The 14,341-nt window shown below is 39.9% G+C and carries 12 protein-coding genes and 1 riboswitch; of the genes, 9 read left to right on the plus strand and 3 right to left on the minus strand.

What is annotated here, in order from left to right:
- Positions 1-40: 40 nt before the first annotated feature.
- Positions 41-1,354: a Na+/H+ antiporter NhaC family protein gene (locus tag AAEY62_RS10985; protein WP_024590843.1), complete on the minus strand. Its 1,314-nt coding sequence runs from the start codon at positions 1,352-1,354 to the stop codon at positions 41-43.
- A gap of 372 nt (positions 1,355-1,726) precedes the next feature.
- Here AAEY62_RS10985 and dapB point away from each other — a divergent pair, with 372 nt between their 5' ends.
- The 6 genes from dapB to ribB all read left to right on the plus strand — a co-directional run bounded on the left by dapB (position 1,727) and on the right by ribB (position 10,244).
- Positions 1,727-2,530 (plus strand): 4-hydroxy-tetrahydrodipicolinate reductase, encoded by an 804-nt coding sequence (gene dapB, locus AAEY62_RS10990; protein WP_024590844.1) that lies wholly within the window; start codon positions 1,727-1,729, stop codon positions 2,528-2,530.
- A 362-nt stretch (positions 2,531-2,892) separates the two neighbouring features.
- Positions 2,893-4,029, plus strand: a complete 1,137-nt coding sequence (carA, locus tag AAEY62_RS10995) for a glutamine-hydrolyzing carbamoyl-phosphate synthase small subunit (RefSeq protein WP_007375827.1) — start codon at positions 2,893-2,895, stop codon at positions 4,027-4,029.
- A gap of 16 nt (positions 4,030-4,045) precedes the next feature.
- Positions 4,046-7,264 (plus strand): carbamoyl-phosphate synthase large subunit, encoded by a 3,219-nt coding sequence (carB, locus tag AAEY62_RS11000; RefSeq protein WP_010553418.1) that lies wholly within the window; start codon positions 4,046-4,048, stop codon positions 7,262-7,264.
- 48 nt (positions 7,265-7,312) lie between these two features.
- Positions 7,313-7,789, plus strand: a complete 477-nt coding sequence (greA, locus tag AAEY62_RS11005; protein WP_010553419.1) for a transcription elongation factor GreA — start codon at positions 7,313-7,315, stop codon at positions 7,787-7,789.
- A gap of 241 nt (positions 7,790-8,030) precedes the next feature.
- On the plus strand, positions 8,031-9,089 hold the full coding sequence (locus tag AAEY62_RS11010) for a S66 family peptidase (protein ID WP_350603469.1): 1,059 nt from the start codon (positions 8,031-8,033) through the stop codon (positions 9,087-9,089).
- 80 nt (positions 9,090-9,169) lie between these two features.
- A riboswitch (FMN riboswitch) is annotated at positions 9,170-9,343 on the plus strand.
- Between the two features lie 247 nt (positions 9,344-9,590).
- Entirely contained in the window at positions 9,591-10,244 is a 654-nt protein-coding gene (gene ribB, locus AAEY62_RS11015) for a 3,4-dihydroxy-2-butanone-4-phosphate synthase (RefSeq protein WP_290294023.1), read from the plus strand.
- A gap of 79 nt (positions 10,245-10,323) precedes the next feature.
- On the opposite strand, the gene AAEY62_RS11020 is transcribed toward ribB, so the two are convergent.
- On the minus strand, positions 10,324-10,980 hold the full coding sequence (locus tag AAEY62_RS11020; protein WP_350634938.1) for a nitroreductase family protein: 657 nt from the start codon (positions 10,978-10,980) through the stop codon (positions 10,324-10,326).
- Between the two features lie 133 nt (positions 10,981-11,113).
- Between AAEY62_RS11020 and AAEY62_RS11025 the strand changes: the two genes are divergently transcribed.
- Genes AAEY62_RS11025 through rhlP form a run of 3 tightly spaced genes read left to right on the plus strand, consistent with a single transcriptional unit; the run spans position 11,114 to position 13,251 of the window.
- A complete protein-coding gene (locus AAEY62_RS11025) occupies positions 11,114-12,049 on the plus strand; it encodes a LysR family transcriptional regulator (protein WP_350634939.1) in 936 nt (311 codons plus the stop codon).
- 13 nt (positions 12,050-12,062) lie between these two features.
- Complete coding sequence (locus AAEY62_RS11030; RefSeq protein ID WP_007375815.1) at positions 12,063-12,407, plus strand: VOC family protein; 345 nt, start codon at positions 12,063-12,065, stop codon at positions 12,405-12,407.
- A gap of 49 nt (positions 12,408-12,456) precedes the next feature.
- On the plus strand, positions 12,457-13,251 hold the full coding sequence (gene rhlP, locus AAEY62_RS11035; RefSeq protein WP_350634950.1) for a rhombotarget lipoprotein: 795 nt from the start codon (positions 12,457-12,459) through the stop codon (positions 13,249-13,251).
- A 69-nt stretch (positions 13,252-13,320) separates the two neighbouring features.
- On the opposite strand, the gene AAEY62_RS11040 is transcribed toward rhlP, so the two are convergent.
- On the minus strand, positions 13,321-14,211 hold the full coding sequence (locus AAEY62_RS11040) for a dienelactone hydrolase family protein (protein WP_350634940.1): 891 nt from the start codon (positions 14,209-14,211) through the stop codon (positions 13,321-13,323).
- Positions 14,212-14,341: the final 130 nt, after the last annotated feature.

The raw sequence follows: 14,341 nt of genomic DNA on the forward strand, positions 1-14,341 counted from the left end.
AGCTTACTTAATAAACTGCAACATGTAATGACTCAATTTATTACGCTTTATTACGGCGCAAACAAATAATAGTAATCGCCGTAAATGCTAAAATAAAACAGTAATAAGAAGACGTTGATACTTCCCACGGGCTTATTTTAAAAGTAGCGCCCAGTAATAAGGCTTGTGCGCCATAAGGCAATGAACCCTGTGTTACACAAGCAAAAATATCTAGCAAACTAGCTGAACGTTTACCGCTTATTTCACCGTCATCTGCTAGTTTTTTAGCAATAGGGCCAGCAACAATAATTGATACGGTATTATTGGCAATACACATATTACTTGTCATAACCAATGCTGCAATACCTAATTGATCGGCCACTTTACGGTGCCATTTTGCGATGATTTTAGTTATGGCTTGAATTTTTTGGGCAATGAAATCAAGGCCACCGTTAATACGAATAAATTCAGATAAGCCACCAATAAACATTGATAGTAAAAATATTTCCTGCATATCGGTAAAGCCTTTGTAAATATCTTTTACAAAGCTTGCGCCTTCATAACTTCCTGTAAAGCCCATTAATGCAGCAAAAATAATACCGCTAAACAACACTACAAATACGTTCAAGCCAGCAACTGCTAACACTAAAATAAAGGCATAAGGAAGTACTAACCAAATATCGTAATCTTTGGTCTCAACTACTTGTGCTGCAGGTGTTAAGTAAAACAACAAGCCAATAGTTAGTATTGCAGCAGGTACTGCAATTTTAAGATTCTCTTTAAACTTGTCTTTCATTTCACAGCCCTGCGTTCGTGTGGCTGCAATAGTGGTGTCGGAAATAATTGATAGGTTATCGCCAAACATAGCGCCAGATACAATCGTACCTGCCATTAATGCTGGATCTATACCGGTTTTAATTGATACCGCATAAGCAATAGGCCCAATGGCACCGATTGTTCCCATTGACGTCCCCATAGCTGTTGATACAACCGCTGCAATTAAAAATAAGCCAGGGAGCAATAACGCAGGAGGAATAAGTGATAATCCAGCATTTACTACCGCATCTACACCACCAGTTGCACTGGCAACGGCAGAAAACGCACCTGCAAGTAAGTAAATTAAACACATGGTAATAATATTGTTGTGTCCGGCACCTTTAATAAAGGTCTCTACACACTCGTTTACTGTGCCTTTATTTAAAATAAACGCAAGCATAATGGCGGGTAATATAGCCACTGGAGCAGGAAGTTGATAAAAAGCGTAGTCAACCCCTTGCGATTGTAAATATAAACCAGAGCCCAAAAATAGTGCTACAAAGGTTAAAAGGGGTAGTAAAGAAAGTATTGCTTTGTTTTTGTTAAATGATGGCTGCATCATAATCCTCGAAACCAGTTAATTTACAACAGCCAAAAATTCCTCTTTTAGCTGAATTTAGCAAATCTACCTACTATGTTAATCATTAACAAAATTAGGAGAGTGCAGCGCCCGCAAGCCAAAGACCAAATCGACGCGAAAGAGAAGTTTAAATGTATAGATGGCTAAAGTAAACTGGTATTGTTATTATTATTAAATTAAAAGGTCACCTGACTATTGCATGACTTTTAGATAATATCTACAAAGTAACGCTATTTTCAGCGATTAATATTTGTCCAACTGCATAAAAATGCCCAAGCGCGTATTTGCAATGCTCCGGATATATACTCAGATTAGTAAAAAACGGATTCAAATTTAAATTAGGTAAAAACAATGACTACAAATCGAATAGGCGTTTTTGGTGCTAATGGCAGAATGGGCTTAGCTCTATTAGAAGCAGCGACAATTAAAGAGCAAACACAACTTACAGGTGCATACGTTCGTAGCAGTTCATCGTTATTAGGTATTAATGTAAATCAAGTAAATAGCGCAGCCGATAACAGTGTTAGCTTTAGCGAAGAAACCACAATAGATAATGTAGATGTTTTAATCGACTTTACGCTTCCCGCTGGTATGAAAAACCATTTAAAAACCGCTGTAGCACAAAAAATCCCTATGGTTATTGGTACAACGGGTTTAACAAGCGACGATATGGCACTTTTACACGATGCCGCTAAGCATATTCCTATTGTGTTTGCTAGAAACTACAGTGTTGGAGTCAATGTATTACTGAACCTTGTGCAAACCGCAGCGACCAAATTTGGTGACGATTTAGATATTGAAATATTTGAAACGCATCATCGTCATAAAATCGATGCGCCATCGGGCACAGCATTAGCCATTGGCGAATCAATTGCACAGGCTAAAGGCTGGGACCACGACGAGGTTGCCGTATACGACCGAAGCCAAGTGGAGACAGCTAAATCGCAAAATGAAATTGGCTATTCAGTGCTAAGAGGGGGCGATATAGTAGGTGAACACACCGCGTACTTCGCCACAATGGGCGAAAGACTCGAATTAACCCATAAAGCAAGTTCAAGAATGACATTCGCTCTAGGTGCTGTAAGGGCTGCAAGCTGGTTGAAAAATAAACCTGTAGGACTTTATGATATGCAAGATGTACTAGATCTGAAGTAGTTTAGTTACTTTTTTAACTGTTTGGGTCTAATTTTGCCTACAGTGACTTGTTTGTAACAATTTACTAAATAATATTAGACCTAAAAGCTAACTTAATGTAATATGCAGCCAATTTGCCAAAAATTACTAAATGCGTGTTTCCAATTATACCCAAGTGGCTAGTAAATCCGGGGTTTCAGTGGGAATAAAAATAGTTTTAGGCAAGAAAAAATGATTGAAGGTTGAATGCTTTACATCTGCATCATTTAAGACTGCGTAAAACAATTTAAGCTCACAAAAATCTGGTTTTGACGATCCCTCTGGGTATTGGCGGGGTGTTAAGCAATTGCTTACTCCCGTTTTTTACTGTTAGGAGGTTTAACTTGACTAAATCCGCTCTGTTAGTCCTAGAAGACGGCACAGTGTTTCGCGGTACTGCAATCGGCGCTGACGGCATGTCAGTCGGTGAAGTAGTATTCAATACGTCTATGACTGGTTATCAAGAAATTTTGACTGATCCATCATACGCGGAACAAATCGTAACTTTGACGTACCCACATATCGGTAATACGGGTACCAACAGCGAAGACGAAGAAGCGAATCAAATTTGGGCTAAAGGCCTAGTGATCCGTGATTTGCCACTGCTAGCAAGTAATTTTCGTAACGAGCAATCGTTAGATGATTACTTAAAAGAACGTAATATTTTAGGTATTGCGGACATCGACACCAGAAAGTTAACTCGAATTTTGCGTGATAAAGGCGCACAAAACGGGTGTATTATTGCTGGCGACGAGCTAGACGAAAATAAAGCGCTACAAGCCGCGCAAGCCTTCCCAGGCTTAAAAGGTATGGATTTAGCAAAAGTTGTCTCAACCAAGGAAAATTTTGAGTGGCGCGAATCAAGCTGGACATTAGGCGAAGGATTTAAAACCCTTGATGCTGCTGATGAAAAGTTTCATGTTGTTGCCTACGACTTCGGTGTAAAGCGTAATATTTTACGTATGCTTGTAGACCGTGGCTGTAAACTTACAGTAGTACCAGCGCAAACCTCTGCCGCTGACGTACTGGCTTTAAACCCTGATGGTATCTTCCTATCTAATGGCCCTGGCGATCCTGAGCCATGTACTTACGCTATTGATGCAATTAAAACCTTTTTAGAAACCGACACACCAATTTTTGGTATCTGTTTAGGTCATCAGTTATTAGCCCTTGCCTCAGGTGCTAAAACAGAAAAAATGAAATTTGGCCACCACGGCGCTAACCACCCAGTTAAAGACCTAGACCGCGATGTAGTTATGATCACAGCTCAAAACCATGGTTTTGCAGCTCAAGAGTCAAGCCTGCCAAGTACGCTTCGTGCCACGCACAAATCGTTATTTGACGGAACGCTTCAAGGTATTCATCGTACAGATAAACCTGCGTTTAGCTTCCAGGGTCACCCTGAAGCAAGCCCTGGTCCGCACGATGCAGCCCCATTATTTGACCACTTCATCGATTTGATGCAAGCGCGTAAACACTAATTTAACTGGAGTAATAATGCCAAAACGTACCGACATAAAAAGCATTCTTATCTTAGGCGCAGGCCCAATTGTAATTGGTCAAGCTTGTGAATTTGACTACTCTGGTGCTCAAGCGTGTAAAGCACTTAGAGAAGAAGGCTACAGAGTTATATTAGTTAACTCAAACCCTGCAACTATCATGACCGACCCTGATATGGCCGATGCAACATACATCGAACCTATTCACTGGGAAGTGGTAGAAAAAATTATTGAAAAAGAAAAGCCAGATGCAGTACTGCCTACAATGGGTGGTCAAACGGCATTAAACTGTGCGCTTGAACTAGACAAGCACGGTGTATTGGCTAAACATGGCGTTGAACTAATTGGTGCAACGGCTGATGCAATCGACAAAGCAGAAAACCGTGAACGCTTTGACGTAGCAATGAAAAATATTGGTCTTGAATGTCCTCGTGCTGAGATTGCTCACTCTATGGATGAAGCCAAAGACATCATAACGCGCATTGGTTTACCATGTATTATCAGGCCTTCTTTTACTATGGGCGGCACCGGCGGCGGTGTGGCGTATAACTTAGAAGAGTTTGAAGAAATTTGTGAACGAGGCTTAGATTTATCGCCAACGAACGAATTACTAATTGATGAATCACTGATTGGTTGGAAAGAGTACGAAACAGAAGTTGTACGTGATAAAAACGACAACTGTATTATTGTTTGTACCATTGAAAACTTTGACCCTATGGGTGTTCACACTGGCGATTCAATCACCGTTGCACCAGCGCAAACGCTAACCGACAAAGAATACCAAATTATGCGTAACGCCTCTATGGCAGTATTACGTGAAATTGGTGTAGAAACTGGTGGTTCTAACGTGCAGTTTGGTATTAATCCTGAAGATGGCCGTATGGTTATCATTGAGATGAACCCACGTGTATCACGTTCATCTGCATTAGCATCAAAAGCAACGGGTTTCCCAATTGCTAAAATTGCAGCAAAACTAGCAGTAGGTTATACGCTTGACGAGCTTCAAAACGACATTACTGGTGGCAAAACTCCCGCGTCTTTTGAGCCTTCGATCGATTACGTTGTTACAAAAATTCCTCGCTTTAACTTTGAAAAATTTGCCGGTGCAAACGACCGTTTAACTACGCAAATGAAATCAGTTGGCGAAGTAATGGCAATTGGTCGTAACCAACAAGAGTCGTTGCAAAAAGCATTACGTGGTCTTGAAGTGGGTGCAACGGGATTTAATCCGATAGTTGCGCTTGATGATCCTAAAGCAAAAGAAAAAATCATTCGTGAACTACGCGAGCCAGGCGCTGAGCGTATTTGGTACATTGCCGATGCAATGCGCCATGGCATGAGTGTTGATGATGTTTACGAACTGACTAAAGTTAACCGCTGGTTCTTAGTACAAATAGAAGACATTTTAAAAGACGAAGCAAAAATAGCGAAAGTAGGCATGGCGGGTTTAAATGCTGACTTCCTACGTAAACTTAAACGTAAAGGCTTTGCAGATCCGCGTATAGCAGAAATTGCAGGTGTATCTGAAGCTGAAATTCGTAAAAAACGTCATTTATTAAACATCGTGCCAGTATACAAACGTGTTGATACGTGCGCTGCAGAATTTAGCTCAGACACTGCTTACATGTACTCAACTTACGATGAAGAGTGTGAAGCTAACCCAACAGATCGTGATAAAATCATGGTTATTGGTGGTGGTCCAAACCGTATCGGTCAAGGTATTGAGTTTGATTACTGTTGTGTACATGCCTCGCTTGCGCTTCGCGAAGACGGTTACGAAACTATTATGGTTAACTGTAACCCTGAAACGGTATCTACCGATTACGATACATCTGACAGGTTATACTTTGAACCAATTACGCTTGAAGACGTACTCGAAATCGTACGTGTTGAAAAGCCAAAAGGCGTTATCGTACAGTACGGTGGTCAAACACCACTTAAGCTAGCGCGTGAGCTTGAAGCCAATGGCGTACCAGTGATTGGTACTTCACCTGATGCGATTGACCGTGCAGAAGACCGCGAACGTTTCCAACAACTTGTTGAGCGTTTAAACTTACTTCAGCCAGAAAATGCAACAGTAACTTCAACCGAAGAAGCCTTACTTAAATCAGTTGAAATTGGCTTCCCGTTAGTAGTACGCCCGTCGTATGTACTAGGCGGTCGTGCGATGGAAATTGTATACGACGAAGATGATTTACGTCGCTACATGACCGAAGCTGTACAAGCATCAAACGAAGCACCTGTATTACTGGATCGTTTCTTAGATAACGCGATTGAAGTTGACGTTGACGCAATTTGTGACGGCGAGCAAGTAATTATCGGCGGTATTATGGAGCACATTGAGCAAGCGGGTGTTCACTCGGGTGACTCAGCCTGTTCATTACCAGCACATTCTTTATCACAAGAAGTGCAAGACGTAATGCGCAAGCAAGTAACCGACATGGCGCTTGAACTTGGTGTTGTTGGCTTGATGAATACACAGTTTGCAGTTAAAGAAGACAAAGTGTACTTAATTGAAGTTAACCCGCGTGCTGCACGTACTGTACCGTTTGTATCAAAAGCAACCGGTGTGGCGCTTGCAAAAGTAGCTGCACGTTGTATGGCTGGGCAGTCTTTAGCAAGCCAAGGTATTACTAAAGAAGTGATCCCTCCTTACTACAGCGTTAAAGAAGTTGTTTTACCATTTGCTAAGTTTCAGGGTGTGGATCCAATCCGTGGTCCTGAGATGCGTTCAACAGGTGAAGTGATGGGTGTTGGTGATACTTTCGCCGAAGCATTCGCAAAAGCACAATTAGGTGCAAGCAACACTTTACCACGCGGTGGTCGCGCGCTATTATCTGTTCGTAATAGCGATAAGCCACGTATTGTTGAATTAGCCAAAATCATGACCGACTTAGGTTTTGAACTTGACGCAACTGGTGGCACGGCACAAGCTCTTGAAGAAGCTGGCATTGAAGTACGACGTGTAAACAAAGTATATGAAGGCCGCCCGCATATTCTTGATTATATCAAGAATAAAGAGTACAGCTATATCGTTAATACCACCGAAGGTCGCCAAGCGATCGAAGATTCGAAGGTGTTACGTCGTGGTGCATTGCAAAATAAAACCAACTATACGACAACCTTGAACGCGGCATTCGCTAACTGTACTGCTAATAAAGCAGATGACCGCAGCAAAGTGACGTCAGTTCAAGAGCTACATCTGCGATTGAACTAAGGAAATGTGCCAAGGCCAACTAGGGCCTTGGTGTTAAGTGAGAAAAGTATGCAATCAATTCCGATGACAGTTCGTGGCGCAGATTTACTGCGTAAAGAGCTTAACGAATTAAAAACAGTTACCCGTCCTAAAATCGTAAGTGATATTGCGGTTGCACGTGAACATGGTGACTTAAAAGAAAACGCTGAATACCACGCTGCGCGTGAACAACAGGGTTTTTGTGAAGGGCGTATTCAAGAAATTGAAGCTAAACTTTCAAATGTTCAAATTATCGACGTAACTAAAATGCCAAATACCGGTAGAGTTATTTTTGGCACTACGGTAACTATTGTAAATATAGAAACCGATGCTGAAGTAAAATACCGTATTGTGGGCGATGACGAAGCAAATATTAAAAACAACTTAATATCTGTTAACTCACCGATTGCACGTGGCTTAATTGGTAAACAAATGGACGACGCAGTGTCTATTCAAACGCCAAAAGGTATTGTTGAGTTCGAAATCATTGAAGTTGAGTATCTTTAACGCATAACTCACTTTAACGTTTTTAAATAAAAACCGATGTAATTACATCGGTTTTTTTATGTCTGTAATTTAACCTTTAATGGTAGGCGTGTTTGTACAGTATTCATATTCTATAAATATGGTCTATGTTGGTATAGTAGGTACTTATATCAATTTACTAAAAACATGAGCATTTAGCGCATCAAATAACTCGCTGATTTAATGTAATTGGTATTAACGTATTCTCTAAAAAGGAAAATATATGCCTAATATACTTTACCCAGCGCCTTTAAAAGTAGGATCAAAAATAGCAATTTGTTCACTTTCATCAGGCCTTAAAGAAAAGTACCATGCACGGTTAGACATTGTTATTAATGGATTAAAACATCGAGGATATGATGTTGTTGAAGGAGAGTTTTTACGCCAAAGCAAACCGCATGGACAGCTTAACGCTAAAGCGCACGCTCAGCAGTTAATGGGTTTTTTATTAGATGATGAGATAGATGCAATTATGCCTCCATTTGGTGGCGAGCTTGCAATGGAAATACTGCCCCTACTTGATTTTAATGCAATTAAAGAAGCAAAGCCTAAATGGTTAGTTGGGTTCTCTGATGTAAGCACCATTGCATGCGCACTCACGGCAAAATGCCAATGGGCAACACTACACAGCGCTAATCTTATGCAGTTACATCCTGACGAAAAAAGTCCTTATTGCCTGCAAATATTTGAAACACTAAGTTATGAAGCAGGTAGCAAATTTGAGCAAGGCCCGTCATCGCATTATCAAAAAAATAGACCTGATTACGTACAAAACCCAAATGCATTGTTTGAACACACAGAAGTTACTCAGTGGCAGTGTTTAAATTACTTTGATGCACGCACTATTGAAATGTCGGGTCGCTTATTTGGTGGCTGTTTAGATACAGTCGGCTTATTACTCGACTCTCCATTTTTGGCACTACATGAATTTAAAAAACACAGTGCACCCGAAGGGCTTATTTTATACCTAGAAAACTCAGAGCTGACGCCAACAACCGTTGCACGGTTTTTACTTTCATTAAAATTAGCAGGTATATTTGACGATATAAACGGTATTATTATTGGTCGCAGCGTGATCACTCAAGGTCAAGATGCTTCTTTTGATTACCGCCACGCGCTTGATGTTGCACTAGGTGGGTGTTTATTTCCTGTGATTGTTGATGCCGATATTGGTCATGCTCCACCTAACTTAAATTTAGTAAACGGCGCTACTTGTACAATCACCGCTGATATAAATGAAGGTAAAGTAGTCAAAGCCTCATTAAATACCGAGCTTTGTTAGAAGTTTATTCACTTACCTTTGATAAGTAATTAAGTTAAAGGGTATAATAAGCCCGCTTTTATAGCGCTTTAGTTCTAAAAGTACATTCTCAGGGCGGGGCGAAATTCCCCACCGGCGGTATGTTTAATGTTATTTATAACTTAAACGAGCCCGCGAGCGCTTTATTTAACTTATTTTCTCGGTTAAGTAAAGGTCAAGCAGATCTGGTGAGATGCCAGAGCCGACGGTTACAGTCCGGATGAAAGAGAATATGGCTTATTATACTAATATCAATTTTATTAAAGACACGATCATTGTATCGCGTTAAGTGAGCTATTTTTCTAGCGTTATAATAGGTCACTAATTTAATGCCGTTGGTATAACACTGTACGCTGCTTTTTGCTGCGTGCTTTTTGTTATTTTATTTAAGCTATTTTGGTAGTGATCGTTTTAAATTTAAAGCGATATATTACTGATCCTTTCACAGTCCTGAATCTATTATTTTTTATTTGGAATATAATGATGATTCAGTCTCTACTTACTCAATTCGGCGAAAGCCATATCCGCGTACAAAGCGCAATTACTGCACTACAGCAAGGGCAAGGCGTACTTGTTGTTGATGATGAAAACCGTGAAAATGAAGGCGACTTTGTATTTTCAGCTGAGCATTTAACGACTTCTCAAATGGCCGAAATGATCCGCGAAGGCAGCGGTATTGTTTGCTTATGCATGGGGGAGGAGCGCATTAAACAGCTCGACTTACCGCAAATGGTAACCCACAACACCAGTCAAAATAACACCGCTTATACAGTCACTATTGAAGCTAAGCATGGTGTTACAACAGGTGTGTCTGCTGCTGATAGAGTAACTACTATAAAAGCAGCGACAGGCGATAACGCTAAACCAAGTGATTTATCGCGCCCTGGGCATGTATTTGGTTTAAAAGCACAAACGGGCGGAGTATTAGTTCGTCGTGGTCATACCGAAGCATCCGTTGATTTAATGCAACTTGCCGGCTTAAAACCATTTGGCGTAATTTGCGAACTAACAAATCCAGATGGTTCAATGGCGCGCTTACCTGAGGTGAGTGATTATGCTAATAAACATAATATGACTGTGGTTTCTATTGAAGATTTAGTGCAATACATTCAGGCTGCGCAGCTTCAAGTAAGTTAAACTGCTTTAAAGCAAAAAACCACTTATTTAAATAAGTGGTTTTTTAATATTGTTATCATTTAAGTTTATAACGTATTACTTATAAAACCTGAATAACTTGCTCTTTTGCTAAGCGAGATTTAGGTAATTTAGCATTATAATCCTCAGCGCTATCGTGATAGCCAAGTACTAATGCCACGTCGCATACGTAACCATCAAGTTCTTTTTCAAAAACTTCGCCAATCAGCTCGGCATCTACGCCTTCCATTGGAGTAGAGTCAACACCTAAGCGTGCAGCTGCATGCATAGTGTTACCCAGTGCAATGTAAGTTTGTGCTTTAGTCCACTCTTCATTAACGCCTTGCTCATCAGTATTCATATCAACAAACGCGTAAGCACCAAAAGCTTGTTCGCGATTTTCTGCTTTAGTACGACCATTTTTAATATCTGCATCAATTACTTGTGCGTAATCATCGCGGGTATATTTAGGGTTGTGAGCAAATAATATTATATGCGAAGCTGTTTTAATGTGTGGCTGGTTAAACGCAAATTTATTAGCAAATGTACTATGCATACGCTCTTTAGCCTCATCAGATTCAATAACTATAAACTTCCAAGGCTGCGAGTTAATAGATGAAGGAGACAATCGCATAGCCTCATAAATAACGGCTAAATCGTCTTGCGATACGCGCTTAGTGGCGTCGTAACGTTTTGCAGTGTAGCGTTTTTCTAAGTCATTAATAATTGGGTGAGCCATTTTTAATCTCCAAAAGTTATAGGGTTTGCGATTAAAAGTACGTGTTAATTACTTTATGCGAAGATAATACAGCTTGCTTTGCATTAGATAAACAGCATAATTATTGAATCATTATCAAATATAAATAGATAATATGAACATAGAAGATTTAAAACTTATTTTAAAAGTCGCTGAGTTTAGAAGTATTACGCTAGCAGCTGCTAAGTTAGATATGCGTACAGCCACAGCAAGCGCCGCTATTAAACGCGTGGAGTCAGCGCTTGGTAGCGAGCTGTTTGTTCGTACCACACGTCATTTGAGGTTGTCGGCTGCTGGGGAGCGCTACATACCACAATGTGAACAGGCTTTAGCAGTGCTTGAGCTCGCAAAACAAAACCTTAAAGGTGAACACGACGAAATAGAAGGCGAATTGCGTGTTGCACTTTCATCTGACTTAGGGCGTAACTTGGTGATCCCATGGATTGATGAACTCATGGACACTTATCCAAAGCTAAGTTTAAGAACCCATATAAGTGATAGCAATATCGACTTTTACCGTGACTCAGTTGATATAGCGCTTCGTTATGGCTCGCCTAATGATGCAAGCGTTTATGGTTTTAAAATTTGTAACGTACCGCGCTTGTTGTGTGCTAGCGAAGAATACCTGCTACAAAATGGAAGCCCTGTGCATCCCGATGATTTAGCGTCGCATCAAGGTTTGTTTTATCAGTTGCAGGATATTATAAATAATACGTGGGAATTCACCGATGGTGAATCAAAATATAAAGTTAAAATGGATGGCAGGCGCGCCTCAAACGATGGCGATTTAGTCAGGCGCTGGTGCGTTGCGGGTAAGGGCTTAGCTGTAAAGTCGGCACTTGATATAGCTGACGATTTACTTAATGACAGGGTAGTTACTGTTATGCCAAATTATCAACATGTTAATGGTGAACTTTGGCTTATTTGCCCAAGTAGGCAGTCAATAACCCCAGCGGTGCGTTTACTACGTGATGCATGCAGAGCAAAATCCCAAGCTATTTTGCAACAGTTGGTAAATAAAGGAATTATTAATAAAAGCGTACTGAGCTAATTAAGGAAGAGTTATGCAAGTTGATGATATTAGAATTTTTATTCCCTGTAAAAATTATGAGCAATCTCAGCGCTTTTATAAAGCGCTTGGATTTAAGATTGAAGATGCCTCAAATGATTTATGTGTGTGTACCTTTGGCGAATGTACGTTCTTTTTACAGCGTTATTATAATAAAACGTTTGCTGAAAACTTAATGCTGCAACTTTGTGTGTTAAATATAGATGAAGCATACGAACTCATTAGTAACCTAAACGGTTTTGATATCCGCTTTGAGGGTATAAAACAAGAACCTTGGGGTAGCGTTATTTACTTATGGGGACCATCGGGTGAGCTTTGGCACGTAACTGAATTAAATTAAAAATAAAAAAGGAATAAATGTGAAATTTAATAAATATATAATCATTTTTATGGCGACCTTACTGGCTTCTTGTAGTTCGTTTGTGAGCAACAATACAGGTAAAAATACGCAATCTAGTAGCTTAATGGATTTCTTATATCCTGATCAACAAAGTCGCTCTACCTATAAACCTGAAATACCTGTTTTAAAACTCCCTGTTACTGTTGGAATTGCATTTGTACCGTCTAAAAACTGGCAGCCAGACGGGTTAGAGACCCAAAACCAAGTTGAGTTACTCGAAAAAGTAAAAAAGTCATTTCTACAATATGATTACATTGACCGCATTGAAGTTATACCAAGTACCTATTTAAAAGGAGGTGAAGGCTTCGCAACACTCGAGCAAGTCGGGAGGCTTTACGATGTAGATGTAATGGCACTGGTTTCATATGATCAAGTTACGCAATCTTATGAAAACAATGCAGCCTTACTTTATTGGACAATAGTGGGTATGTACGCTATTCCAGGTAATGAAAATACAATACAAACCTTTGTGGATACAGCTGTTTTTGATATTAAAAGTAGAAAAATGCTATTTAGAGCACCTGGTATAAGTAAGCTTGAAAAAAGAACAACAGCAATAGGTATTGATGAAACGTTATCTGAAAAGTCGGCTGAAGGTTTTAATCTAGCGGTTAGTGATATGAGTACTAATTTAGATGCAGAACTAGCAAGCTTTAAAACACGTGTTAAAGAAGAAAAAATTGCAAAAATCGAAAATAAAGATGGCTCTAGTAGCGGTGGCTCTTTGAGTATTTATTTACTCGTTTTGTTGTCGTTATTAGTTATGCGTAGCAAAAAAAATTAAAGTTAATAAAAAACTAAGTATTTTTAATAATGCCACTGGCTTAGAGCTAGTGGCATTATTCTTTATTAGCTAACTTAGCTTTTTATTAAAAAACTCAACGGTACGTTGCCATGCAAGCTCGGCATTGTCTTTATCATATCGACCTGTAGAGTCGTTATGAAAACCATGATTTGCCCCTTTATACATATGCATAGTGTATTCAACGTTATTGGCTTTTAAGTCTTGTTCGTACTGTGGCCACGACGCGTTTACACGTTTATCCAGCTCGCCTAATTGAATCATTAACGGCGCTTTAATATTTTTACGTAAACTTCCACTGGCTGGAGTGCCGTAAAAAGGTACGCCGGCGCTGATTAAATTACTATCTACAGCCGCTAAATAGTTAACAATATAGCCACCAAAACAAAAACCGACAGCGCCTAACTTACCGTTACTGTTAGCATGCGATTTTAAAAAGTGCGCTGCGGCAACAAAATCGTTTTGAATTTTAGCGCGATCCATGGTTTTTTGCATAGCGCGTCCTTCATCATCATTACCAGGGTAGCCACCCAGTGGAAAGAGCGCGTCGGGAGCAAACGTAATAAAACCGACCTTAGCTAAGCGCCTTGCTACGTCTTTTACGTAAGGATTTAAACCACGGTTTTCGTGTATCACAAGTACAACAGGAAGCTTACCTTCTATGTTTTTAGGGGTTGCTAAGTAACCTTTGCCTTTACCGTGCCCGTCTGGCGAATCGAATTCTTCGTATGTTGCTTTAATATCATCGTCATTAAACGATACTTGTTCAGCAAGTGCATAGTTAGGTAATAATGCTGATGTAAGTACAGCCATCGAAAAGCCAAGAGCAGCAAGGCCACCGAGTTTTTTCATAAAAGTACGTCGGTCCATTAAACCGTGGGCGTATTCGTCATACCAATCAAAGGCTTCTTGAGGAATATGATCAGAGGGAGATGTATTCATGGCTGTTCCTTAATTTTATTATGTCTATTTATTATTTAAATACCATAACGTATTAGGGATAAAAAACGAGCAATATTTCTCTCAATTATTAGGACTGTTGCCAAAGTTATCCTGCGTGTTAAAAAATAAG

It is taken from the genome of Pseudoalteromonas sp. GW168-MNA-CIBAN-0100, assembly GCF_040309225.1.
Lineage (GTDB): Bacteria > Pseudomonadota > Gammaproteobacteria > Enterobacterales > Alteromonadaceae > Pseudoalteromonas > Pseudoalteromonas arctica.